The organism is Sphingomonas pruni NBRC 15498 (genome assembly GCF_001598455.1).
Lineage (GTDB): Bacteria > Pseudomonadota > Alphaproteobacteria > Sphingomonadales > Sphingomonadaceae > Sphingomonas > Sphingomonas pruni.
On sequence record NZ_BCYZ01000005.1, the window covers coordinates 36,675 to 62,570 of the forward strand.

Sequence of the window (25,896 nt, forward strand, 5' to 3'; positions counted from 1 at the left end):
GGCTCCCAGCGAGCGAAAATTGCGTTGCTCGACCGCCACACATCCTGAAGGTTATGTGTGGTGAGTGGCGGCTGAAGCTTTTGTGCTTGCGCCTTGTCCCGATTTGGCCCCTTTTGCCGTCACAGGGGAGCGATGCTTGAGGGCCGTAAAGGGAGACGGCTCAATGAATCGCCTACGCATCACACAACGTACCTCGGTCGCCAGCCTGGCGCTGATCGCGGGCCTGTCGGCAATGCCGGCATTTGCCCAGGACACCGCCGGCGCCACACCGGTAGCAACGTCATCCGCCGCCAGCGACGAAATCGTCGTCACCGGATCGCGCATTCGCCGCAGCCCCCTGGATAGCGACAAGCCGGTCGTCACCGTTGACGAGGCGGCGATGGCCAAGACCGGCCTCAGTTCGGTCGCCGACGTGCTCCAACGCCTGCCCAGCGCGGGCGGCGGGTTGAACACAAAGGTCAACAATGCCGGCAATATCGGCGGTCCCCCCGACGGCACCGGCGTCAGCTCGGGATCGGCGGAAATCGATCTGCGCTATCTCGGCGCCAAGCGCACGCTGGTGCTCGTGGATGGATTGCGGTTCGTCAACGGGTCGGCCGCGGGCGGGATTCCCGCCTCGGTCGATCTTAACGAGATCCCGACCAATATGATCGAACGCGTCGAAGTGCTCCAGTCCGGCGCCTCCCCGCTTTATGGATCGGACGCCGTCGCCGGGGTGGTGAACATCATAACGCGCCAGGCCCAGAAGGGCCTCAAGGCGTCGGCGCAATTCGGCACCTATCGCGAAGGCGATGGCCATACCACCGACCTCCAGTTGAGCTACGGCATCCAGTCGCCGTCGACCGGCACCTCGCTGGTGTTCGGTGCGACCTATACCAAGCAGGAAGCGGTCAGCACCGCCAACCGCGCGATCTCGCTGTTTCCGACCGCGGGGATCACCTCCTGCGCGGTGGCGATCAGCGGCTGCAGCAGCGCGATCCCCAATGGCCGGTTCGACGTGCTCGGCCGGAGCCTGACGCTGGTCGCCCCGGTGGTCGGCCGCAAACCGGTCTATCCGACCGATTTCCGGGACTATACCAATGCCGACCGGTTCAACTTCGCGCCCTATAATTACCTGATCACGCCGAACGAGCGGATCGGCGGGTTCTTCAACTTCAAGCAGGAGCTATCGAGCTCGGTCAATTTGCGGGTCAAATTGGTCTACAACCATCGCCATTCGACGACCGAGGCGGCGTTCCTGCCGCTGTTCATCGGGCCGGACGCCGGCAACGGCAACCTGCTCGACACGATTTCGGTCGATGCCACCAACCCGTTCAATCCGTTCGGCGTGACCTTGTCGTCGGGCGCCGACGGCACGCCGGCCAATTATTCGACCATCCGGCGGCGTTTCGTCGAAGGCGGCCAGCGCGTCTTCACGCAAGACGTCAACACCTTCTCCGGCACCGTCACGCTCGACGGCTCGTTCTTCCTCGGCAGCAAGAAATGGTATTGGGACGCCAATGCGGTGGTGGGCCTGAACGATGCCCATCAGCTGTTCACCGGCAACCTCAACGCGGCCAAGCTGGCCAAAGCGCTGGGGCCCGTCGCCAACTGCACCGGGGACTGCGTGCCGTTCAACATCTTCGGCGGGCTGGGCTCGATCACCCCGGCGATGCTGAATTACGTGACGTTCGACGAACGCGACAAGAGCTTGCAGCGGCTGTACGATTACACCGCCAATCTGTCGGGCGAGCTGTTCGATCTGCCCGCCGGCCCGGTCGGCATCGCCATCGGCTACGAACATCGCGTCCAGAAAGCGAGCTACGATCCCGATCCGGTGATCGTGGCGGGTCTCGGTGCCGACGTGCCGACCAGCCCGGCGCGCGGCGGCTTTCACGTCAATGAAGTCTATGGCGAGCTTCGCGTGCCGATCCTGGCCAATACGCCGTTCTTCTATCGCCTCGAACTCGACGGCGCGGTCCGCCATTCGGACTATTCGTCGTTCGGCAGCAGCACCACGTTCACCGCCTCCGGTCTGTGGAAACCGGTCGCCGACCTGCTGTTCCGCGGCGGCTATGCCGAGAGCCTTCGCGCGCCGAGCATCGGCGAACTCTATGCCGGCCTGTCGCGCAGCGACGCGACGATCAACGACCCCTGCACCAGCGGCGCGGGCGGCTTGTTCCAGACCAACGCGACCGTCCGGGCCAATTGCATCGCCAATGGCGTGCCGGCGAACGGCAGCTATGCTGACCCGACCGGCGGGCAGCTCGGCGTGTTCTCCAAGGGCAATGCAGCGTTGAAGCCGGAAACCGCCAAGACCTGGACTGCGGGCGGGGTGTACAGCCCATCCTGGGCGAAGAGCTGGTCGTCGGCGCTCAGCTTGGAGGTCAATTACTACAATATCAGCCTGAAGAACGCGATCGACTCGGTGCCGGCATCGCTCACCTTGTCGCGGTGCGCGTTCAACGCCGATCCGGTCAGTTGCGCCGCGATCAAGCGCACCGGCAGCGGCACGATCGCCGGCATCAGCGCCGGACTGCTCAACCTCAATGCGATCAAGACCGACGGGCTCGACGCCACCTTCATCTATCGCTCGCCCAAGATCCATGGCGGGACGATCGGGTTGTCGGCCAATGCCGCCTATCTGCTGAAGTACAATGTCGCGCCGCCATCGGCGCCGCTCCAGGTCTGCGCCGGCACCGAACGTTGCCTGGCGACCGACCAGGCGTTTCCGCGCTTCAAGCTGAACAGCACGATCGACTGGTCGATGCCCGCGTTCGGCGCATCGTTCACCGCGCGCTACATCAGCGCGGTGACCGAGGGGAACGGGCACGTCATGTCCGCGACCTTCTATGGCGACGTGCAGCTCTTTTACTCGCCGGCCTGGATGGATCATAATATGCGGCTGACGGTCGGCGTGAACAATGTGTTCAACAAGAACCCGCCGGTCTGCGCCACGTGCGACAGCGCGAACTTCGATCCGACCACCTACGACATCCCGGGTCAGTTCGGCTATGCGCGTCTGTCCTACGGGTTCTGATCGCGATTGATGGTGACGGGCGGGTATGGCTGAAGAAGGTTCGGCAATCTCGCCCGTCACCGATTCTCGGATTGGGTAAGCGCTTGCGCGGCACGATACTCCCCTCACCCCCGCAAATATCGTAACTGATACGTTACGATAAGGGGCTGGGAGGGAGCTTCCATGGCAAGCAGGGCGCGGCCGCCGGCGTCGGCGAACGACTGGCTGAAATTTTCCTTCTTCGCGCTGATCGCCTTGTGCTTTCTGGCGGTGCTCTGGGTCGACGATCGCTTCTGGTTCGATCCCAGCGATCCTCATGCGCGGCGCGTCCTCGCCTTCCGATCGCTGCTGATGTTCCATGGCCTGATGGGGCTGACGGCGTTGACCGCGGGTACGGCGCAGATGTCGAGCCGTATCCGGACACGCAAACCCGCGCTCCATCACGCGCTGGGCAAGGTCTATATCGTCGCGGTCTGCCTTTCGGCGCCGGTCGCGATTTACATCGGCGTCAGCGCGCTGGAACCGGCCAGCATCCATGTCGAGCAAGTGTTTCAGGGCGGACTGTGGCTGATATGCGCACTGGTGGCCTGGATTTGCGCCCGCCTCAGGCTGATGCAGCAGCATCGCGACTGGATGATCCGCAGCTACGGCTTCACGCTCGTTTTCGTTCTCAGCCGCGTGCCGGACATCTTCGTCAACCATTATAGCGATCAGTTCCTGTCCGACATGCTCTGGTCGCTGATCGTCTGCGCGTTGATCGCGCCGGAGAGTATCGCGACCGCGTCAGCGATCAGGCGCGCCTCGGCGCGCAAGCGGCCAGCATAGACGGCCCTCCCGCCGCACGGTTTGATTGCGGGTAGCGCCGCTTGCGGCAGCTCCGTTCAACCCAGCGGAGCGGTGGAAACGTGGGAGATCGAAGCTGGGGGCGAGCCCATGGCTCTTGCAACCAGCATGGGGTGAATTACGTTTGCAATACACCCTATCAAGGAAGACCGCATGTTCCGTAAAGTCGCTCTCGTTGTTGCATTGGTCGCCGGTACCACGACCGCCACGCCCGTTCTCGCCAAGGGATGCATCCGAGGCGCCATCGTCGGCGGGGTTGCCGGTCACTATGTCGGCCGTGGGCATGCCCTTGCGGGGGCGGCCGCGGGATGCCTTGTCGCCCGTCACCACTACGCGCAGCAGGCCAAAGCCAAGAAAGCCGCCGCGCGGCGTTGATGAGTGGCGGTCATCGATAGCGCCCGCGTCGGGGCCAGCGAATAGGACTTGTTTTCGCGGCGACCGGCGTAAAGATCGACGCTGCCGATATCGCCTGCCGGGATGGATCGACGTTCGGCATTTCCCAATTCGTCATGCCGGGCCTGTCCCGGCATCCACCGTGCCGCAAGCGCGGGACAAGAAGGTCGAGGACAGGCTCAGCTTCCCGGTGGATGCCGGGACGAGCCCGGCATGACGGCTATTGCTTAGGCGCCTCGGGTAACGACGTGATCGATTACATTGGTGCTCTTTTCACGCGGACAAAAGAAGCCATTGAGCCCCGACGGCCGAACATCGAATGTTGATCCGTCCTTGACCAAGGTTTTAGCTTCAGGCTGCGGGCTTTCCACCCGCAGCCTGTAGCTCAGTCCCAGCTTAGCGGAACGACCCGCTGAGCATCACGCCGACCACGCGCGGATCGTTGTAAATGCCCGCCCGATAGTTCGACGTGTCGATCGCGCCGATCAGGTTCTTGGTGTTGGTCAGGTTGCGGGCGAACACCGCCAGTTCGTACTTGCCCCAGGCGTAACCGATCTTCCCGCCCAGCTCGTAATTGCCGTCGGTGGTGTATTCGACCGCCCGATACAGGACCAGGCTGGTCTTGCCCTGGATGTTGAAGTCGCCGGCGACGAACAGCTTGCTCTCTCCGCCCAGCGGCAGGTCGTAGCGAGCGCTGAGGTTGATGTTGTAATCCGGCGCGTTCGGGAACGGATTGCCGTTGATATTGGCGTAATAATTGTTGCCGATCCGCACCGTCGGGTTGAGCACGGTCTGCGACAGCACGCCGCCCGCCGCGCCGACCTGGGCATAGACGTTGGGCCCGTTGATCTCGGTGTGCAGCAGGCTGAGGCCGAGATTGACGTGGAGGTTGTTGACCGGCCGCGCCTCGAGCTCGGCCTCGACGCCGTATCCCTTGCCCTTGTTGCCGTTGAACAGCACGCCATTGCCGTTGCTGTCGTTGCCGTTCAGCTGGATGTTGTCGATATTGTAGTAAAAGCCGGCGACGTTCAGGTGAACGCGGCCATCGGCGAATGCGGTCTTGATCCCGGCTTCATAGCTGGTGTTCTTTTCCGAATTGGCCGTCGAATAGGCCGATGTGAACACCGCCGAGCGGCCCTGCACGGTCGGGCCGCGGAAGCCGCGGGCGTAGCGTGCATAGAAGCTGACATCGTGGTCCGCGCGCCACAACAGGCTGACGTCCCAGCTGGGCTGGGTATCGGACAGCCGGCAATAGGTCGCGGCACCGCACGCATAGGACGAGGTCGGCGCGGTGGCGGGCACGGTCAGGTTGGCGAAGTTCGGGTGGAGCAGCAAATTGGTGCTCTTGGTGTCGTTGGTGACGCGCACGCCGCCGCTCAACGTCAGCTGGTCGGTGAGGTCGTAGCTCGCCTGGCCGAACGCCGCCCAGCTGGTGTTGATGTTGTGCAGCAGGACGAAGTTCTTCGGGTTCGGCGCCGTGCCGAGCGAATTGTTGGTCAGGAAGAACGAGCGCTGGTCGAACTCGGTATTGTCGCGCGCATCGAAATAGATGCCGCCGACCTGCCACTTGAAGCGGCCGGTATTCGGGCTGGCGAGGCGGAGTTCCTCGGTCCACTGATCCAGGCCGCGCAGCCGGCCCTGGGACTCGCCGCATCCGGCAGCGCAGATGTTCGGCGTGACGCCGCCGAAATTCGCCGCCGCGCCGCCATCGGTATCGCCGCGGCTATAGCCGGAGGCGTGTTCCCACGCCGTGATCGAGGTCAACGTGGCGCCGCCGAAATCGTAATCGGCCTTCAGCGACACGCCCTGATTCTTGTACGCCTGCGGGTTGTTCTGCGCTTCGTCATACGACACGACCGAGCGGTCGAACGACGCGGGCACCGCGCTGGTGCCGCGGACGATCGAGCCGCGATAGAAGATCGAGGCGGTGCCGGTATAATCGCGAACATGGCCCGACAGGCGGACGCTCAGCGCGTCGCTCGGCTTGAACAGCAATTGCAGGCGGACGTCCTTCTCGTCGAAGCCGCCCATCACGTTGTGGCCGGGCACGGTGCCGTCGTCCGACGGGCCGGTATAGACGTTGCTGATCCAGTCGTCGCGATGCTGGAACAGGCCGGACAGGCGGAAGCTGATCGTGCCGTCCTTGGTCAGCGGGCCGCCCACGCCGAGATCGGCATTGACGCTGTTATAGGTGCCGTAGCTGAGCGAGCCCTGGCCCTGCCAGTTCGCGCTCGGCTGCGCGCTGTCGAACTTGACGATACCCGCGGTCGTGTTGCGGCCGAACAGCGATCCCTGTGGGCCCTTCAGCACTTCGACCTGCGCGATGTCGAACGCCGGGTTCGACTTGAGCACGACATGCTCTTTGACCACGTCGTCCTGGATGATCGACACCGGCTGAGAGGCGCCGAGATAGAAGTCGATATTGCCGAGGCCGCGAATGTAGAAGCGCGGGAAGATGCGGCCGGTGGTCGATTCGACATACAGGCCGGGCACCTTGCCCGAAAGCGACAGCAAGGTATCGGCGCCGGCCGCCTGGAAGTCGTGCAGCGCTTCCGGCGCGATCGTCGACACGGCCACCGGCACGTTCATCGTGCTTTCCGACCGGCGCTGCGCGGTGACGATGATGTCGCCATCGTTGCTCGACACGTCTGCCGGAGTGTCCGCTGTCGGCGTGGCGGTCTGCGCGCTGGCGAACGGAATCGTCGCAACGCTGGCGGTTCCGACGAGAAGCAATGCAACAAACTTCTGATATTTCATGATTATAGCCCTTTTTTGCGGCGCCTTGCTGGTTTTTATCGCCGCTTGTGGCCGCGCACTGACCGCGAATTGTGACGACAGTGCGTCAGAGGGTGAGATTGCGGAAAGATGCCTGCGACCCTGCTCGGCCCAAAATCCGGCGCCTCGGGTGACTTGCGGCAAGAGCGTCGACGGCCAGTATTTCCGCGATTGGCTGTTGCGCCAAGTTAGCGCTCTCCTCCCTGGGAAAGGTTATGGTTTCTTCTCCGTAGATTAGTTGAGGCGCAGCGGTTATCGAATGGCATGGATAACAATATGTTAGATAGATTGCGCCGGTTGCATGAGGACATATTGGCGAAGCTCGACGAACTGGATGCACTGACCAGCTTGCCGCAACCGCCGATGGATCGACTCCCCGCGCTCCGACAGGCGCTGACCCGCAGCAGCAGGGCGCGAACGATCCTGTTGGAAGGCGCCTATGACCAGCTCATTGCTGGGGCTCCTCCGGGAAAGAAAGCCGCGCTTGAGTCGCTCAAGGCGGACGGCAAGGCCAACATGATCACCTCGACCCGGCATATCGGCTCGTGGACCTTGCGGGAAATCGGCGACCGTTGGCCTGATTATTGTTCCGCCTCGGCCACGATGCGAGCGGAGATGCGCAAGCGGATCAGGAGCGAGAAGGAATTGATCTATCCCCTGCTCGCCGAACGGCAGGGCGGCTGATCGCCGGACTTTCGCCAGGCGCGTCGCTGACATAGAGAGATCGGATGCTCGATCGTCGAGCCGCGTTGATTGGCGGCAGTGCCCTTTTGCTTACTGGTGCGTCGCGACCGTTAGCGGTCGATATGGCGGCAAGGGTCGCCGACCTGAGAGCGCTGGAGCGGCGCGCACAGGGCCGGCTGGGCGCCTATGTTCTCGACCCGGTCCGTCGTGTGTGGTTCGGCTGGCGGGCAAACGAGCGCTTCGCGCATTGTAGTTCGTTCAAAATGTCGCTCGCAGCGATGCTGCTCGCCAAGGCCGACCGGAAAGAGGTCGATCTCGCGGAAGTGCTGCATTGGACCAAGGCTGAAATGCTGAGCGTCAGTCCGGTCACCGAAACCAGGATAGATACCGGCCTCGCCGTCGAGGATCTGGCGCACGCAATCGTCGTGACCAGCGACAATACGGCGGCCAATGTCCTCCTGCGCCGGTTCGGCGGACCGGAGCAACTGACCCGCTTCTGGCGGTCGATCGGCGACAATGTCAGCCGGCTCGACCGATACGAGCCCGAATTGAACGTGACGCCCCCAGGCACCGAACTCGATACCACGACGCCTGCGGCGATGGCCGCCACCACGGCCGCATTGGTGCACGGCAAGATCCTTTCCCCCGCCAGCCGCGCTAAGTTCATGGCGTGGATGAGGGAAGTGAGAACCGGGCGGGACCGCATCCGGTCGGGCTTCCCCGCCGGATGGGATTCCGGCGACAAGACCGGCACGGGCATCGGCAAGACCAAACACACCTATGTCGATCTGGCCTTTGGCGGTCCCGCCGGTCGAACGCCGCTGATCGTTGCAGCTTACTTCGAGCCGGCGCGGCTCGTCGAACCGATGGATCCGGTCGCGACCGGAGCGCTCGCTGAAGTCGGGCGGATAGCGGTCGCGAGTTTGTCCGCGGTTTAGTTCGGGCCATCACGGGTCCGACCACCCGAGCTGACAGGCGCCGCCGGCAAATGGCCAGCCGCTGGCGCCGTCCTATATGGGCGGTACCATGGTGGTCCGTGATCGGGCCTCGCGTCGAGTCGGAGGCGGTCGATGACTGTTCGAGCGAAAGAACCAGGGCGACACCGCGTCGTTGTTGTCGGGGCGGGATTTGGCGGTCTGTGGGCGGTGAAAAGCCTCAAGGGCGCGCCGGTCGACATCACCCTCGTCGATCAGCGCAACCACCATCTGTTCCAACCGCTGCTCTACCAGGTCGCGACAGCATCGCTCGCACCGTCCGAAATAGCGTGGCCGATTCGATCTATTCTGCACGATCGCCGCGACGTCACGACGATCCTCGCAGCCGTCACAGGCGTGGATGTGGCAGGCCGCGCCGTGCAACTCGCGGATGGTAGCCGGATAGCCTATGACACTCTCATCCTCGCGACCGGCGCGCGGCACGGCTATTTCGGCCATGAAGAGTGGGAAGCGTTCGCTCCCGGCCTCAAGACGATCGAGGACGCTACTGCCATCCGGGGCCGCATCCTTGCGGCGTTCGAGGCGGCGGAGCGCGAAACCGATCCCGTTCGACAGCAGGCCTTGCTGACCTTCGCGATCATCGGCGCCGGCCCCACCGGCGTAGAACTCGCCGGCACGATCGCCGATCTCGCCCATGACACGCTACCGCGCGACTTCCGCGCGGTCGACACGCACCGGACAAAAGTGCTGTTGGTGGAAGCGGGGTCGAAGGTGCTCAACGGCTATCCCGACGCGCTTTCGAGCTACGCAAAGACCGCGCTGGAAAAGCTCGGCGTCGAAGTCTGCCTGGGCGCACCGGTGACGCAGATCGAGCGAGGCGCCATCACCTTCGGCGAGCGGCGCGTCGAGACGCGGACGATCGTCTGGGCCGCGGGCGTGCGCGCCTCGCCTGCCGCGCAATGGCTGGGAGCGCCGGCCGACCGCAACGGCCGGATAATTGTCGAACCCGACCTCACCGTGGCCGGTCATCCCGAGATTTTCGCGATAGGTGATACAGTCTCGGTCACGGCGCCCAATGGCTCGCCGGTGCCGGGGATCGCGCCGGCGGCGAAACAGGAAGGGGCCTTTGTCGGCGAAACGATCCGACGGCGGCTCACTGGAAAAGCCGACGCTACGCCCTTTCGCTACCATCACCAGGGCAGCCTCGCGCAGATCGGCAAGCGCAAGGCCGTGATCGATTTCGGCCGGATCAGGCTGCGCGGCGCGATCGCCTGGTGGCTGTGGGGAATCGCCCATATCTATTTTCTGGTCGGGGTACGCGCGCGGCTGAGCGTCGCACTCAACTGGCTATGGATTTACACGCGGAATCAGCGTGCTGCCCGGCTCATCACTCAGCCGAAAGGCGAAGCCGCGATCGATTGATGCCGCTTTCATACTAGACTTCCCCCTAACCTTCGATACCCTCCGCCCGGCGCACATGAAGCCACGACAGAAGGGGGATGTATGAAGCTCGCGGCCCGTCTCGCGATCCTTGCGCTGGCGCTGTCACCGGCGCTCGCATTCGGCGATAATTCCCCGCACATCACCGTCGCCACGCCGGGCGTCGGCAACGGCTCGATCGAGCGTTTCACCGCGCGGTTCAGCCAGCCGATGGTGGCGCTGGGCGATCCGCGCGCGCCGTCTCCGTTCGACGTTACCTGCGTGGTCAGCGGGCAGGGGCGCTGGGCCGATCAGCAGACCTTTGTCTGGGAATTCACCAATCCGCTGCCGGGCGGCACCAAATGCGAGTTCAAGGTCAAGGCCGGGACCAAGAGCGTGTCGGGCTATGCGCTCAACGACAGCAACACTTACACGGTCGATGCCGGCGGGCCGATGGCCAAGGCGATCCTGCCGGGCGAGAATAGCGACGAGATCGAGGAGGGTCAGGTCTTCCTGATCGCCGCCAATTTGCCGGCGACGCCGCAATCGGTCGGCGCCAATGCCTATTGCTCGGTCGCCGGGCTGGGCGAGAAGATCCCGGTCGACGTCCTGCCCCCCGACACCGCGGGCAAGCTGATCGCCGAGATGGGCACCGACGACAATTATGCGGTGCAGAGCTTCCTGGAAAGCGGCGACCTGCCCGCGACCGTCCCGGCGAGCGAGGCCGATCGCGCCAAGGCTTATGAAGGCGTGACCGCGCTCCGCTGCCGCCGGCCGTTGCCGCCGGGGCACGATATGTCGCTGGTCTGGTCGGGTAAGATCGCCAGCGCGAGCGGCAAGCCCGCGGGCACCGATCAGCGCTTCGACTTCACCGTCCGCAAGCCGTTCGCGGCGCGCTTCGAATGCAGCCGCACCAACGCCCAGGCCGGCTGCAACCCGGTCGAGAAAGCCTATCTGCGCTTCACCGCGCCGATCCCGATGTCGCTCGCCAAACAGGTGAAGATCACCACCGCCGACGGCACGGTGATCGCGCCGGTGTTCGACAAGGACGAGCAGAAATCGGCGACGATCAGCGACATCAAGTTCGCCGCGCCGATGCCCTACGCGACCACCGCAAAGGTCTCGATCCCGGCGGACGTGAAGGACGAAAGCGGGCGGCCGCTGACCAATGCCGAGCGCTTCCCGCTCGATATTCGCATCGACCAGGCGCCACCTCTGGTGAAGTTCGCCGCGGGCTTCGGCATATTGGAGGCCAAGGAAGGCGGCGTGCTGCCGGTCACGGTGCGCAACGTCGAACCTTCGCTGCAGGGCCAGAACCTCAATATCGGCGGACAGACGCTGCGGGTTGAGGGCTCGGACGGCAAGATCGCCGAATGGCTGCGCACGGTCAATTCGGCCGACGACACCAATATCGAGGATATCAAGAAGGGCGACGAGGTCGTCGGCCATATCCAGAATACCGGCGCGACCCCGATCCTGACTGGCGCCAATGCCGGCGCGTCGATGAAGATCGGCCTGCCCGGCAAGGGCAAGGATTTCGAAGTGGTCGGTATCCCGCTGACCAAGCCCGGATTCTATGTCGTCGAACTGGCCAGCCCGGTGCTGGGCCAGGCCCTGCTCGGCCGCAAGGCGCCGCGCTACGTCGCGACCGCCGCGCTCGTCACCAACATGGCGGTCCATTTCAAATGGGGGCGGGAGAAGAGCCTGGCCTGGGTGACCAATCTCGACACCGGCCTGCCCGTCGGCAATGCCGCGGTGGCGGTGACCGACAGCTGCTCCGGGCAATTGCTCGCCAACGGCACCACCGACAAATCGGGCGCGGTGTTCATCCCCGCGGGCCTGCCGCAGCCGGAAACCTATGGCGGCTGCGACAGCGATTATCAGAACCACCCGCTGATGGTGTCGGCGCGCGCCGGCGACGATTTCAGCTTCACCCTGACCGATTGGGGCGAGGGCATCCGGCCGTACGATTTCGACCTGCCTTATGGTTATTCGGCGCAGGGCGACGTGTTCCACACCGTGTTCGACCGCGCGCTTGTCCGCCAGGGCGAGACGATCCACATGAAGCACATCCTGCGCCAGCCCAACGGCGCCGGGTTCGCGCTGGCGCCGGGCTTTACCGGCACGCTGCGCCTGTCGCATCGCGGGTCGGACACCAATTTCGACTTGCCGCTGACGATCGACGCCAATGGCATCGGTGAGACCGAATGGACCGCGCCGCAAGGCGCGCCGATGGGCGATTACGACATTTCGGTGATCGACGGCGACAAGACGCTGTCGACCAACCAGTCGTTCAAGGTCGACGAATATAAATTGCCGACGATGCGCGCGACGGTGACGGGTCCGAAGGACGCCGCGATCCGGCCCAAGTCGCTGCCGCTCGATCTGTTCGTCGGCTATCTGGCGGGCGGCGGCGCGTCGAACCTGCCGGTCGAAATGCGGGTCGGCTATTTCGGCCGCACCGCGACTCCCGACGGCTATGACGGCTACACGTTCGGCGGAACCGACGTGCAGGAAGGGACCAAGCCGCTCAACGGCGATGGCGAGGAAGAAAGCGCGCCGCTGCCGCCGACCCAGACCTTGCCCGCGACCCTGGGCGGCGACGGCACCACGCGAACCACGGTCGACGTGCCCCAGGTCGACCAGGCGACCGACATGCTGGTCGAGATGGATTATCAGGACGCCAATGGCGAAGTGCTGACCGCGTCGAAGCGCATCCCGATCTTCCCCTCGGCGGTGCAATTGGGTGCCAAGACCGACGGCTGGCTGATGAAGCAGGACGATCTGCGCCTGAGCTTCGTCGCGCTCGACACCGACAACAAGCCCAGGAAGGGCCAGGCGATCAACGTCGCGCTCTACAGCCGCCAGGTGCTGACCGCGCGGCGGCGGTTGATCGGCGGCTTCTACGCCTATGACAACCAGATGAAGACGACCAAGCTCGGCGGGTCGTGCAGCACCACCACCGACGAGCTCGGGCTCGCCAAATGCACGATCGATCCCGGCGTGTCGGGCGAAGTCTATATCGTCGCGACCACGCGCGATGCCGACGGCAACGTCTCGCGCGCGGTGCGCTCGGTATGGCTGGCGGGCGATGACGATTGGTGGTTCGGCGGCGACAATGGCGACCGCATGGACGTCGTCCCCGAGCAGCAGACCTACAAGGCCGGAGAGACCGCGCGCTTCCAGGTGCGCATGCCGTTCCGCGAGGCCGAGGCCCTGGTCACGGTCGAGCGCGAAGGCGTGTTGTCGAGCTTCGTGACCAAATTGTCGGGCGCCAATCCGGTGGTCGAGGTCAAGATGCCGGGCAGCTATGCGCCGGACGTGTTCGTCTCGGTGATGGCGGTGCGCGGGCGCGCGCAGCCTGGCGTGTGGAGCTGGTTCCAGGGGATCGGCAAGGCCCTGGGCTTCACCAGCGCTCCGAGCGAGGCGCAGGAACCGACCGCCTTGGTCGACTTGGCCAAGCCGAGCTATCGCCTGGGCATCGCCAAGGTGAAGGTCGGCTGGGAAGCGCATCAATTGGGCGTGACGGTCAAGGCCAACAAGGAACGCTACGCCGCGCGCGACACCGCGACGGTCGACGTCTCGGTCAAGGATCCCGACGGCAAGCCGGCAAAGACCGCCGACGTCGCGTTCGCCGCGGTCGACCAGGCGCTGTTGCAATTGGCACCCAATGACAGCTGGAACGTGCTCGACGCGATGATGGGCGACCGGCCCTTGTCGGTGCTGACCGCGACCGCGCAGACCCAGGTGGTCGGCAAGCGCCATTACGGCAAGAAAGCGGTCGAGGCCGGCGGTGGCGGCGGCGGCGATCTGTCGGGGCTGAACCGCGAGAATTTCCAGCCGGTCTTGCTGTGGAAGGGCCGCGTGGCGCTCGACGCCAATGGCCATGCCCAGGTGCCGGTCCCGCTCAACGATGCGCTGACCAGCTTCAAGCTGGTGGCGATCGCGACCGACGGCGCGCAATTGTTCGGCACCGGCAGCACCGACATCCGCACCGCGCAGGATCTGTCGGTCTATGCCGGCCTGCCCAGCCTGGTCCGCACCGGCGACCAATATGCCGCCGGCTTCACGCTCAGGAACGGCTCCGACAAGCCGATGACGGTGACCGCGAATGTCGCGCTCGAACCGCAGATCGCCAAGGGCAATCCGATCACGGTGACGATCCCGGCGGGCGGCGCGGCGCCCATCGCCTGGAACCTGACCGCGCCGGCGCAAGGCGGCCAGCTCAAATGGACGGTCAGCGCCAAGTCGTCGGACGGCAAGGCGGTCGACAAGATGACCACGGTGCAGGACGTCGTGCCCGCGGTGCCGACCGAGGTCTGGGCGGCGACGCTCGCCCGGGTCGGGCCCAACACCTCGATCGCGATCACCCCGCCCAAGGGCGCGCTTCCCGGCTTCGGCGTGGTCGATATCAAGCTCGACGACAGCCTGGCGCCGCCGCTCGAGGGCGTGCGCCGCTTCATGGCGGCCTATCCCTATGATTGTTTCGAGCAGCGGCTCAGCCGGATTGTCGCCTTGGGCGATTCCGCCGGCTGGATCCAGCTCGCGGGCGAAATCCCGACCTATCAGGCGGACGACGGCCTGCTGCGCTATTGGCCGCAGGCATCGCTCAAGGGCTCGGAAGCGCTGACTTCCTATGTCCTCGAACTGACCAGCGATGCCGGGCTGCCGATCCCCGACGCCGCCAAGACCAGGATGGTCGAGGGGCTGAAGGCCGTGCTCGACGGCCGCTTGCGGCATGAGGATTATGGCGATGTCCGGCTGCAGCGGTTGAACGCGTTCAACGCGCTCGCCCGCGCCGGAGCGGCGACCCCGGCGATGCTCGGCCAGATCGGCATCACCCCGCAGGAAATGCCGACCTCGATGCTGTCGGACTATATGGTCGCGCTCGACAAGGTGTCGGGGCTGGCCAATGCAAACGCCCTGCGCGGGACCGCCGAGAACGTGCTGCGCACGCGATTGGTCTATGAAGGGACACGGCTCGATCTCTCGGATCAGTCGAATGCGCCATGGTGGCTGATGTCGTCGGGTGACGAAGGGGCGATCAAGGCGGTGATCGCGACGCTCGGCCGGCCGGGCTGGAACGACGATGCGCCCAAGATGATGGTCGGCGTGTCGCTGCGCCAGCAGCGCGGGCGTTGGGATACCACCACGGCCAATGCCTGGGGCACGATCGCGGCGAAGAAGTTCGGCGGGCTCTATCCGGCGAGCGCGATCATGGGGACGACCAGCCTGAGCCTTGGGCAACAATCGGTGCTGAAGTCCTGGCCGCTCGCCGCGGATGCTCGCAAGGCGAGCTTCGCTCTGCCCTCGGTCCAGACTCCGCTGTTGCTGCGGCAATCGGCCGGGGCCGGGCCATGGGCGACGGTCCAGGTCTCGGCCGCGGTGCCGCTGACCCAGCCGTTGTTCGCCGGCTATCGCGTCTCGAAGAAGGTCGAGCCGGTCAGCCAGCGGGTGAAGGGCCAGTATAGCCGCGGCGACGTGCTCAAGGTGACCTTGCTGGTCGAGGCCACTGCCGAGCGCAACTGGGTAGTGGTCAACGACCCGATCCCGGCGGGCGCGACTCTGGTCAGCGATCTCGGCGGCCAGTCGCAGATGCTCGCCGGACAGGAGCAGGCCGGCGGCGGTTCGCGGTTCAGCGTGACCGACAAGGACGGCAAGGTGTGGGACGTCCAGGCCGGGGTCTCGCCCGCGTACATCGAGCGGCGGCGCGATTCGTGGCGCGGCTTTTTCGACTGGGTCCCGCGCGGCAATTTCGCCGTCGTCTATCTGATGCGGCTCAACGGCGCGGGCACGTTCAGCATGCCGTCGACGCGGGTCGAGGCGATGTACTCGCCCTCGATCAACGCTCAATTGCCCAATGCGTCGATGACCATCGCGCAGAAGTGATGGGTGGCGGCGTGGTCCTTTTACTCCCCTCCCTGCTTGCAGGGAGGGGCAGGGGGTGGGTGCGCGCGTCTGCGCGCCCTGGAAGACTCATCCACCGCTCGCCAAAACAGCGTCGGACGAGGCATCGAGCCTCGCCCGCCGCTCACCCACCCCTTAATCCCCTCCTTGGAAGGGAGGGGAGATTTGAATGCCGCCTCGCTCTAGGCGTCATGCGATGAGCCGATGGCGAGAAAGGGTGCGCGCCGCCTGGAACGGCGCGCGCGCGATCGAAGCACGAGTCGACGACGGTATCGCCGCCGCCGGGCGCTGGCTGGTCGACCACCGCCCCCGCACCCGCGCGCATTGGGTCGTCGCGGCGCTCGGGCTGCTCGTCGTCGCGGGCGGCGTGGTCGATTATCTGACCCTGCCCCCGCCGATCCCGAGCTATCGCGATACCCGGGCGAGTTGGAAATCGTCCGAGGCGTGGCTCTACGACCGCCACGGCGTGCTGATCGATTCGTCGCGGGTCGACTATGCCCGGCGCCGGCTAGCCTGGGTCACGCTCGATAAGGTCGCGGATACGACGAGGACGACCCTGGTCGCGGCGGAGGATCATCGCTTCTACAGCCATTGGGGAGTCGACTGGCTGGCGAGCCTGGGCGCGCTACGCGACCGGATCGAGGGGCGAAAATCGCGCGGTGCCTCGACGCTCAGCATGCAACTCGCGGGGTTCCTGTCGCCCGACCTTGCCCGGCCGGGCGCGCGCGGCTGGCTCGACAAGATCCGCCAGATGCGCGCGGGCTGGGAAGTCGAGAGCGACTGGAACAAGGACGAGATCCTGGAAGCCTATCTCAACCTCGCCGGCTTCCGGGGCGAGGCGCAGGGAATCGGCGCCGCCGCGCTCGGCCTGTTCGGCAAGACGCCCGACGCACTCAGCCGCGACGACGCGCTGATGCTGGCGGCCTTGCTGCCCGATCCGCAAGCGGGGGCGGGATCGGTGGCACGGCGCGCGTGCCTGCTCAGTCACGAAAAGGATTGCTCGCGCTTTGAGGGCGAGGCCTATTCGATGCTCGGCCCGGCGCGCAGCCTGGCGCTCGACCCCGGCCTCGCGCCGCACCTCGCCAACAAATTGCTGACCAAGGCGGGGCTGCGCGTCACCACGACGCTCGACGCCGATATCCAGCGGACCGCGATCGCCGCGCTCAAGCGCCAGCTCGAGGGGCTCGGCGGCAGCCGCGCGCGCGACGGCGCAGTGGTGGTGCTCGACAACGCGACCGGCGATGTGCTCGCTTATGTCGGCGGGATCGGCGGCAATTCGACCGCGCCCTCGGTCGACGGCGCCGGATCGTATCGTCAGGCGGGATCGACGCTCAAGCCGTTCCTTTATGCCGAGGCGATCGAGAAGGGGTATCTCACCCCCGCCTCGATCCTCGACGATTCGCCGGTCCAGCTCGACACCGCGTCGGGGCTCTACGTGCCGCAGAATTACGACAAGGGGTTCAAGGGTCCGGTCTCGGCGCGCTCGGCGCTGGCCGGATCGCTCAACGTGCCCGCGGTGCGCACGCTGTTGCTGATCGGAGTCGATTCGTTCCGCGATCGGCTGTGGGACACCGGCTATCAGGGCCTGGTCGAGGACGGCGATTATTACGGCTTTTCGCTTGCGCTGGGATCGGCCGAGGTGACCTTGCTCGAACAGGCCAACGCCTATCGCAGCCTGGCCAATGCCGGTCGCTGGGCCCCGGTGCGGATGACGGCGAACGATCCGGTCCCGGCGTCCAAGCCGATCACCACGCCGCAAGCCGCGTGGATCGTCGCCGACATGATGGCCGATCCCAATGCGCGCGCGGTCACCTTCGGGCTCGATTCGTCGCTGCGCCTGCCATTCTGGGCGGCGGTGAAGACCGGCACGTCGAAGGCGATGCGCGACAATTGGTGCATCGGCTTTTCGGATCGCTACACCGTCGCGGTGTGGGTCGGGAACATGGAAGGCGACGCGATGCGCGCCGTCTCGGGGACCAGCGGCGCGGCGCCGGTGTGGCGCGACGTGATGCTGGCGCTCCACGCCGACCGCCCGAGCAAGGCCCCGCCGATGCCGAGCGGAGTCGAAGCGCGATCGATCCGCTTCGCCGACAATATCGAGCAGCCGCGGCGCGAATATTTCCTCGCCGGGACGGGCATGAACGTGGTGACCGCGGCCCCCGACACCTCACGCCGCCCGCGCATCACCAATCCCGTATCGGGCAGCGTCTACGCGATCGACCCCGACATCCCGATCGACCGCCAGCGCCTCGCGGTCGCGGTGTCGGGCGACGCGGTCACGCATCGGCTGGTGCTCGACAAGAAGGATCTCGGCGACGCCAGCACCGCGCCGCTGATACTGCCGGGCCCGGGGCGGCACCGGCTGGCGTTGCTCGATCTGTCGGGGAAGGTGGTCGACCAAGTGATGTTCACGATGCGGTAAAGAATCCCTCTCCCCCTGGGAGAGGGAGGGAGCCGCCGAAGGCGGCGGAAGGGTGAGGGCAGCGCAGGCTCCCTTACCTGCCCTCATCTTCCCACTCGGCTACGCCGAGTGGGCCCCTTCCTCTCCCAAGGGGAGAGGAGATTGGCTTCACGATCGCGGTGATCGATACGATATAGGGGGAGCGGCAACTAACGACCCCACTAGCGGATATCCGCTGCTTCCTTGTAATCCACCATCAACGGTAGGAGGAGGCTACGATGCTTGGGAAGATATTCAAGTTGAAGCGTGAGCAAATCGCTCCGATCGCGCTGGGTCGAGGTGGATGCCTCTCAACGGATCGGATCGTCGTTGATGGCGAGCCCGTTGGCTACATGTATCGCGAGGCACCGAATAACGAACTGGATAGCGGTTGGCGGTTTTTCGCGGGAGACGAAGATGCAAGCTATATGGCGAACAGCCAGCGGCATGGCGTCTATGACGTAAACACCATCGTCAACTATGATCCCGACATTTTGCCGTTTCTCGATGCAGCGGTAGGTAGTCGTTACGAGCGCGCGAAAGGGACGTTTCGGCTTCTCGGCGACGGCGAGTAACGAAGACCGCTCTCCACCCAGCACCTGCCGAATTGCCGATCGGCATCAAAAGCCGACGCAAAAAAAACGAGGCGTCCGGGCGGGCATTGAAATCGCCCGGACGCCCCGCCTTCCACTGGGAGCTTACCAGTAGAAGTTGTGGATCACGCGCAGCACCACGCCGCGGCGCGTGTCGATCAGCAGGACATCGTTGTAGTGACGCACCCAGCGCTGGCCCCAGCCGGCCGGTGGCAAGCGATAGCGCCAGGGATCGTTGATCCAATAGGCCGAGCCCCAATAGGTCGGCGCGATGCGCACGCCGGGGCGGAAGGCATAATAGCGGAACGGCGCCCGCCAGGTGCCGCGGGCATAGATGCCGCGGTTGCGGTTGCGCCAGTCGCGCCAGTCATTGTCGCCCCAGCGATGGTTACGGTCCTCGCGCCAGTCGCGGCGGTCCTCGCGCAGCTCGCGGCGATCGCGCTGCAGGTCGCGACGGTCTTCCCGGATTTCCCGGCGGTCGTGACGAATCTCGCCGCGGGATTGCGCTTGTGCGGCAACCGGCATGGCGGTCGCCGCGATCAGCGCGGTGAGGATCAATTTACGCATGATCGTCTCCCTTCCTTTCCGGACGGCGCGTCTTCTGCGCCGCCATGTCGGGAAGGCTTAGGACGCCGACGCTGAACCCGTCGCGAACGCGTCGGTCAGGTTACAGCAAGGGTTTGGATGTCCTGCGGGCGGTAATTCTTCCTCGTCACGCCGGCCCTGTGCCGGGGTCCAACCCTCCCCAGACGATATCGCCCGCGGCTCCCTGGATGCCGGAACGGGTCCGGCATGACGAAATAGAGCGGAGTCCGAGGGGACCTTACGGCTGGCTGTCGTCGCCGCCGCCGGTGCCCGCGCCCGCCGCGCCGACCGAGCCGATATTGCCGAACAATTCCTCGAAGAAGCTGCGCTTGCGGCCCAAGGTCGGGGTGGTCTTGCGATACGGCCGGATCGACGCGACCTGATCGAGGCCGGTGCGCGTGATATTCGACACGACCCCCTTCTGGTCGAACGCGATCTTCAGCGTCACCTGGCTCCGCGCCTTGGGGTTCATATAAGCGAGGTTACGGCTGTCGCGCGCGATATAATACCATTCGCCGTTGTTGAACTGGCTGGCGAAGCTCGGCTTGCCGAGCGTCTGGATCACCGAGGCGCGGTTGTCGACGCCCGGCTGGACCGAATTCACCAGGTCGGCATCGATGATATAGCCCTGGTGCGAGCGCAGCGAGGTGCAGCCGCCGGCGAGCGCCACAACCGCGATTGCCGCGGTCAGGCCGCCAAACCGACCAACCATCCGGACTGCCTTCACCATTCGATACTCTCCGTGCGCCGACGCCAATCACCCGGCGCATTTGCATCGCGCGCCGTTCGCCTCAATATGCGGGGCGGGCGGACGGCACAAGGCCGGTGCCGCAAAGCCCCCGCATGGGGGCCCTAAAGGCGAGAATGATGGGTTTTTTCGACAGGTTCAGGGCGAAACGTGACGAAACCGCGGCGCTGTACGCGGCTTTGGTGGCGCGCGCGCGCCAGCCGCATTGGTTTCTGGACGGCGCGGTCGCCGATACGGTCGACGGCCGCTTTGACATGATCGCGGCGGTGCTGGCGATGGTCATGCTGCGGCTCGAGGCCGATCCCGCCGGAGTCGCGGCGGCCGCGCATCTGTCCGAAGCGTTCGTCGACGACATGGATCCGCAATTGCGTGAAATCGGGATTGGCGACCTGCTGGTCGGTAAGCATGTCGGGCGGATGATGGGGATGCTCGGCGGCCGGCTGGGCGCCTATCGCGACGGGCTGGCGGCGGGCGACCTCAAGCCGGCATTGATCCGCAACCTCTATCGTGGCGAGGCGCCCGATCCGGCGGCGCTGGCGCATGTCGAGCGCAACTTGCTGGCGTTGCGCCAGGGCCTCGATGGCATCACACTCGATGCGCTGGTGGCGGGCCAGCTGCCGTGAGCGTCGAATTTGCGCGGCCGCAGCGCGTCGATACGATCGGCGACGATGCGCGCACGGTCGAGATCGACGCCGATGCGCAGGAACGCGCCGCGCTGGCCAAACGGTTCGACCTGATCGGCATCGAGCGGCTGACGGGCAGATTCACGATTCGCCGCGATGCCGCCGGGATAGTCGCGGAGGGGCGCGTCGCGGCGGCGGTGACCCAGGCATGCAGCATCACTGGCGATCCGTTGCCCGCGACGGTCGACGAGCCGGTCGCCCTGCGGTTCGTGCCCCAACAAGACGCCGGCCAGGACGAGGTGGAACTCGGCGACAGCGATATCGACGTCATTCCTTACGACGGTGGTACGATCGACCTGGGCGAAGTCGCTGCCGAAACGATGGCGCTGGCGCTTGATCCCTTTCCGCGCGGACCCAACGCCGAAGCGAAGCTGAAGGAAGCCGGCGTGCTGAGCGAGGAGCAGGCCGGCCCGTTCGGCGCGCTCGCGGCTTTGAAGGATAAGTTGGGGAAAAAGTAGAACCCCGGCGCTTACACCGGCCGAATTGAAAACACCTCCCCGGCGAAGGCCGGGGCCCAGTCACTATGCGTTATCGATGGCGGCGCACCATCTCGACCTCATCGAAACTGGGCCCCGGCCTTCGCCGGGGAAGCGTCTTCGGGTGAGTACGGACCCTAATCCGCGTCCGGCCCCAGGCCCGGGTCGAGATCGCGCGGACGGACGAAGGTCGTGAGCATGCAGTTGCCCGCCACGACGTCGGCCCAATTGTCGACCTCGCAGGTCATCACCGCCAGGCTGGCGGTCGGGAATTTGATCTCGACCTGGTCGCGCTTCGCGTCGCCGTCGGGGACCAGCCACAGAATTAAATCCTCCAGCCCGGGATTGTGCCCCGACAGCAGCAGACTGTCGGCACTTTGCGGCGCCTCGTGGACCAGTTCCAGCAGAGTCGCGGCGGAGGCCAGATAAGCGCGGCGATCCCAATCGGGATCGATACGTCGGCCATAGCCTTGCGACACTTGCTCGAGCGTCTCGACCACGCGCGCCGCCGGTGAGGCGATGGCATGGTCCCAGCTCACGCCGATGGATCGCATATGCCCGCCCATCGTCCGCGCGGCGCGTTCACCCTTGGGGTTGAGACGCCGATCGAAATCGCGGACGCCGTGATCGTCCCAACTCGATTTGGCGTGCCGGAGCAGGATGAGCGTCTTCATGGCGCCTTCTGGTTGATCGGACTGTCGACTGTCCCTTGCCCGACCTGCGCGACAGAAGAAAGACGCGATCTGACCCGCGCGACCGCTTCGTCGAGCGGGACGCGCGCGATCGGCACGCCGGCGGGAAAGGCCGAGAGCAGCCGACTGGGCATCGCCGCGGACAGCAAAACGAACGCGCCGCGATCGTCGGCACGGCGGATCAAGCGGCCGAACGCCTGGGCGAGCTTGGCGCGGACGATGCGGTCGTCATAGGCAGAACCACCGCCCGCCAGCCGCCGCGCCGCGTGGAGCACGGTCGGCTTGGCCCAGGGCACGCCTTCCAGGATGACCTGGCGCAGCGATTCGCCAGGAACGTCGACGCCGTCGCGCAAGGCATCGGTGCCGATCAGCGAGGCGCGGCGATCGTCGCGAAACATATCGACCAACGTGCCGGGATCGATCGGGTCGACATGCTGGGCATAGAGCGGCAGCCCGTCGCGGGCGAGACGGTCGGCGATCCGGGCATGGACCCCGCGCAACCTGCGTATCGCGGTGAACAGGCCGAGCGTGCCGCCGCCCGCTGCCTCGATCAGCCGGGCATAGGCGTTGGCGAGAGCGGCCAGGTCGCCGCGTTTGACGTCGGTGACGATCAGTACTTCGGCCTGGCTGGCATAATCGAACGGGCTGTGCGCCTCGAACAGGCCGGCGCCGCGATCGAGATGGGGGACGCCGGCGCGTGCCTCTGCGGTCACCCAGTCGGGGTCTCCAGCCTTGAGCGTCGCCGACGTCACCAGCACGCCATGCGCCGGCTTGAGCACGGTTTGGGCGAGCGGGCGGGTCGGGTCGAGCCAGCGGCGGTGGAGGCCGATATCGATTTCGCGCCCCTCGATCCGCTCGACCGCCAGCCAGTCGACGAAATCCGGATCGGCCGGCCCGCCGATTCGCGCGAGCAGGCCGATCCAGGCGCCGACCGTGTCCGTCCGCCAGCCGAGCGAGGCGATCGCGCCCTCGACCCGCGCGCGCGCCTGGCCGTCCATCCAGTCGGGCGCTTCGGCCAGCACGGCTTCGAGCCGCTGACCCAGCGCCATTAGCGGGCGGAGCAGAGCCTCCAGTCCCTGCGCCGCTTCTGCCGCGGCCTCGATCAATGCGCCATCGGGCTCGGCGAGCTCGGTTTCGAGACCATAGCCGGCATCGCCGTCCTGCGCCGCCCGCGCATAGGTCAGCCCGCGCACCGCGGCGAGCAGGCGTTCGACCACGCCGAACGGCTCGCCCTCGGCGACGCGCTGCAGCCAGCCGTCGCTGGCCAATGCGCGCGCCGCTTCGACCGCATCCTGGATCGCGCGGCCGCCGGCTTCGTCATAGCTGGCGACGTCGCTCAATCGCGCGGCGAGTCCGCGGCGCCGCCCGCGCGACGTCGATTCGGGCCCGACGATCCAGCGCCTGAGCTCGATCGATTCCTGGCCCGACAAAGCGACCCCGAACATCGAATCGGCGGCGTCGAACAGATGATGGCCTTCGTCGAACACATAGCGGGTCGGTCGGCTGTTGGCTTCCCGACCGCGCGCCGCGTTCACCATCACCAGCGCATGGTTGGCAATGACGATATCGGCCTCGGCGCTGGCGCGCGCGGCGCGCTCGATGAAGCACTTTCGGTAATGCGGGCAGCCGGCATAGACGCACTCGCCGCGCCGGTCGGTCAGCGCGGTCGATCCGTTGCGGCGAAACAACGTGGGCAACCACCCGGGCAGATCGCCGCCGATCATGTCGCCATCGGCGGTATAGGCCGCCCAGCGCGCGACGAGATGCGCGAGCACCGCCGCACGACCGGCGAACCCGCCTTGCAGCGCGTCTTCGAGGTTGAGCAGGCAGAGATAATTCTCGCGTCCCTTGCGCGTCACCACGCGGCGGCGGCGCTCGGCGGGATCCGGGATTAGCCGCGCCGTCTCGTGGTTGAGCTGGCGTTGCAGCGCCTTGGTGAAGGTCGATATCCATACCGGCCCGCCCGCCGCTTCGGACCAGAGCGAGGCCGGCGCGAGATAGCCCAAAGTCTTGCCGATCCCGGTCCCCGCCTCGGCCAGCACCATATTGGGATTGTCGCGTAGGGTGCGCGGCGCGAAGGCGGCGGCGCACGCTTCGGCGAAGGCGCGCTGGCCGGGGCGCTGTTCGGCGCCGGTGCCGGTCAGATAATCGAGCCGCGCGGCGATATCGGCGTCGTGTAACGTCACCGGGCGCGGGGCGGGGCGCGGCGCGGCCTCGTCCCATTCGGGCAATTTGGTGAACAGCCAGCGTTCGTGCTCGCGCGGTTTGGCGATGCGCTCGGCGACCAGCGGCGACCACGGCCAGCGCAACCGGGCCAGGCTCTGTGCGGCGGTCCAGGCGCCTTCGCGCTCGGGCCAATCGCCCTCGGCGAGCGCCAGCAATGCGGCGGCGGCGTCGCGCAGGAACGGCGCGACGCGATCCTCGCTCTCGGGCTCGGTCAGGCCAAGCGCGCGGGCAAAACCGCGCGGGGTCGGGGCGAGAAAGGTTGCGGGTTTGAGGAAGGCGTAGAGCTCGAGCAGATCGAGTCCCGACAGATCGCCATAACCGAGCCGCTGACCGATCAGTGGCGCGTTGAGTACGATCATCGGCGTGTCGGCGGCGCGCCGGATCGCCTCGCCCCGGCTGATCGCGCTGCACCCCTCGGCATCGGCGATCCAGACGCCGGCGTGGCTAGCGTGGAGTGCGGGATAGGGAAGTTCGGGGGGCACGCCGACCTTGTGGCGGCCCCCGAACAAAATGGCAACGTCGTGGATCAGCGATGCTGCGCGAGATACGCATCCAGCTGATCGAACGAGCCGGTCCAACCGCCGGACATCGAGTCCATCATATTCGCGAAGAACGCCTCTTCCTCGGGCGATGCGTCGATCGGTACCCAGTCGACGGTGACACGCGTGCTATCGCCGGCCTCGACGAACCTCACCGTCGTCCGCAGTTCGAGCGGGAACAAGGGAGCGAAGGGCGCGCGGATGCGAGCGCCATGTTCATCGGCGAAACCATGAATCCACGCGAGCCTCGACGGCGGGTCGACCTGCTCGAACACGAACTTGCTGAACATCGCCGATCCGTCCGGGGCATCCATGCGCCCGCGCCAGACGCCACCGGGCCTGAGGTCGTATTCGAGGACAGTGCCCTTGGTCTCCTTCGGGCCGAACCACGCCGCCAGCCGCGCGGGGTCGGTCCAGGCCGCCCAGACGCGCTCGCGCGATGCATCGAACACGCGCGTGATGGTGAAGCTTGGTGTGGTCATTCGGCTTTTCCTTCTGTCGCTTTGAGAAAGGCATCGAGCTGGTCGAAACTGTCGCTCCACAGGGTGCGCAGCCCGTCGATCCACTGGCGCGCATCGTCGAGCGCGTCCGCCTTGAGGCGTCGCGGCCGCGCCTGCGCTGCTTTCCCGCCTTCGATCAGTCCGGCCGATTCGAGCACTTTCAGGTGACGAGAGATTGCTGGTTGGCTGATGCCGAACGGGCGCTGCAGCTCGCCCACCGTCGCCTCGCCCCGCGCCAGCCGGGCGAGGATCGCACGGCGAGTGGGATCGGCAAGGGCCGAGAACTGACGATCGAGCAACGAGTCCATAGCAAGAGTGTTATATAACTATCATGTTATATGCAAGCTGCGTCGATGCGATCGGAATCGGCCGTTCACGGGGCACGGCAAGCGCCGGTGGGTTGCGGTGCGCGGCTAGATCGTCTGACGGCGGGCTGGGCTCGTGCCCACACCCGGTTCCC

Annotated in this window: 18 protein-coding genes; 11 read left to right on the forward strand and 7 right to left on the reverse strand. The window is 65.9% G+C overall.

Annotation, left to right across the window (positions count from 1 at the left end; translation table 11 throughout):
• Window positions 1-163: 163 nt before the first annotated feature.
• The 3 genes from SPR01S_RS01980 (at window position 164) to SPR01S_RS21095 (ending at window position 4,216) form a co-directional block, all read left to right on the forward strand.
• Window positions 164-3,019 carry a TonB-dependent receptor domain-containing protein gene (locus SPR01S_RS01980; RefSeq protein WP_066584195.1) on the forward strand — a complete coding sequence of 952 codons (2,856 nt, stop codon included), beginning with the start codon at window positions 164-166 and terminating at the stop codon, window positions 3,017-3,019.
• 162 nt (window positions 3,020-3,181) lie between these two features.
• On the forward strand, window positions 3,182-3,823 hold the full coding sequence (locus SPR01S_RS01985) for a DUF2306 domain-containing protein (protein WP_066584198.1): 642 nt from the start codon (window positions 3,182-3,184) through the stop codon (window positions 3,821-3,823).
• Window positions 3,824-3,994: 171 nt separating this feature from the next.
• Window positions 3,995-4,216: a hypothetical protein gene (locus SPR01S_RS21095; RefSeq protein WP_084250859.1), complete on the forward strand. Its 222-nt coding sequence runs from the start codon at window positions 3,995-3,997 to the stop codon at window positions 4,214-4,216.
• 414 nt (window positions 4,217-4,630) lie between these two features.
• Here the strand turns inward: SPR01S_RS21095 and SPR01S_RS01995 are convergent, their stop codons facing one another.
• A complete protein-coding gene (locus SPR01S_RS01995) occupies window positions 4,631-6,991 on the reverse strand; it encodes a TonB-dependent receptor (protein WP_066584202.1) in 2,361 nt (786 codons plus the stop codon).
• 330 nt (window positions 6,992-7,321) lie between these two features.
• On the opposite strand from SPR01S_RS01995, the gene SPR01S_RS02000 reads away from it, so the two are divergent.
• The 6 genes from SPR01S_RS02000 (at window position 7,322) to SPR01S_RS02025 (ending at window position 18,969) form a co-directional block, all read left to right on the forward strand.
• Window positions 7,322-7,693, forward strand: a complete 372-nt coding sequence (locus SPR01S_RS02000) for a hypothetical protein (RefSeq protein ID WP_066584204.1) — start codon at window positions 7,322-7,324, stop codon at window positions 7,691-7,693.
• 44 nt (window positions 7,694-7,737) lie between these two features.
• Window positions 7,738-8,631 (forward strand): class A beta-lactamase, encoded by an 894-nt coding sequence (gene bla / locus SPR01S_RS02005; protein ID WP_084250860.1) that lies wholly within the window; start codon window positions 7,738-7,740, stop codon window positions 8,629-8,631.
• Window positions 8,632-8,763: 132 nt separating this feature from the next.
• The gene (locus SPR01S_RS02010) at window positions 8,764-10,050 is read left to right on the forward strand and encodes an NAD(P)/FAD-dependent oxidoreductase (RefSeq protein ID WP_066584213.1); all 1,287 of its coding nucleotides are present in this window, start codon (window positions 8,764-8,766) and stop codon (window positions 10,048-10,050) included.
• Between the two features lie 81 nt (window positions 10,051-10,131).
• Complete coding sequence (locus SPR01S_RS02015; protein ID WP_066584215.1) at window positions 10,132-15,936, forward strand: alpha-2-macroglobulin family protein; 5,805 nt, start codon at window positions 10,132-10,134, stop codon at window positions 15,934-15,936.
• A 214-nt stretch (window positions 15,937-16,150) separates the two neighbouring features.
• A complete protein-coding gene (gene pbpC, locus SPR01S_RS02020; RefSeq protein WP_084250861.1) occupies window positions 16,151-18,376 on the forward strand; it encodes a penicillin-binding protein 1C in 2,226 nt (741 codons plus the stop codon).
• 257 nt (window positions 18,377-18,633) lie between these two features.
• Entirely contained in the window at window positions 18,634-18,969 is a 336-nt protein-coding gene (locus SPR01S_RS02025) for a DUF2185 domain-containing protein (protein WP_066584218.1), read from the forward strand.
• Between the two features lie 123 nt (window positions 18,970-19,092).
• Here SPR01S_RS02025 and SPR01S_RS02030 read toward each other — a convergent pair whose 3' ends face one another.
• A complete protein-coding gene (locus SPR01S_RS02030; RefSeq protein ID WP_066584219.1) occupies window positions 19,093-19,554 on the reverse strand; it encodes an RcnB family protein in 462 nt (153 codons plus the stop codon).
• Between the two features lie 256 nt (window positions 19,555-19,810).
• On the reverse strand, window positions 19,811-20,302 hold the full coding sequence (locus SPR01S_RS02035) for an outer membrane protein assembly factor BamE (RefSeq protein WP_066584221.1): 492 nt from the start codon (window positions 20,300-20,302) through the stop codon (window positions 19,811-19,813).
• A gap of 137 nt (window positions 20,303-20,439) precedes the next feature.
• On the opposite strand from SPR01S_RS02035, the gene SPR01S_RS02040 reads away from it, so the two are divergent.
• Window positions 20,440-20,943, forward strand: a complete 504-nt coding sequence (locus tag SPR01S_RS02040) for a ubiquinol-cytochrome C chaperone family protein (protein ID WP_066584367.1) — start codon at window positions 20,440-20,442, stop codon at window positions 20,941-20,943.
• Complete coding sequence (locus tag SPR01S_RS02045) at window positions 20,940-21,461, forward strand: YceD family protein (protein ID WP_066584223.1); 522 nt, start codon at window positions 20,940-20,942, stop codon at window positions 21,459-21,461. Before SPR01S_RS02040 ends, SPR01S_RS02045 begins: the two co-directional genes overlap by 4 nt.
• 155 nt (window positions 21,462-21,616) lie before the next feature.
• On the opposite strand, the gene SPR01S_RS02050 is transcribed toward SPR01S_RS02045, so the two are convergent.
• The 4 genes from SPR01S_RS02050 to SPR01S_RS02065 are packed head-to-tail and all read right to left on the reverse strand — an operon-like array spanning window position 21,617 to window position 25,744.
• Complete coding sequence (locus SPR01S_RS02050) at window positions 21,617-22,153, reverse strand: SixA phosphatase family protein (protein WP_066584225.1); 537 nt, start codon at window positions 22,151-22,153, stop codon at window positions 21,617-21,619.
• Entirely contained in the window at window positions 22,150-24,879 is a 2,730-nt protein-coding gene (locus SPR01S_RS02055; RefSeq protein ID WP_066584368.1) for an ATP-dependent DNA helicase, read from the reverse strand. The genes SPR01S_RS02050 and SPR01S_RS02055 overlap by 4 nt, the downstream gene beginning before the upstream one ends.
• A gap of 44 nt (window positions 24,880-24,923) precedes the next feature.
• The gene (locus SPR01S_RS02060) at window positions 24,924-25,418 is read right to left on the reverse strand and encodes an SRPBCC family protein (RefSeq protein WP_066584227.1); all 495 of its coding nucleotides are present in this window, start codon (window positions 25,416-25,418) and stop codon (window positions 24,924-24,926) included.
• Window positions 25,415-25,744, reverse strand: coding sequence for an ArsR/SmtB family transcription factor (locus tag SPR01S_RS02065; RefSeq protein WP_066584229.1), 330 nt, complete (start codon window positions 25,742-25,744; stop codon window positions 25,415-25,417). Before SPR01S_RS02065 ends, SPR01S_RS02060 begins: the two co-directional genes overlap by 4 nt.
• Window positions 25,745-25,896: the final 152 nt, after the last annotated feature.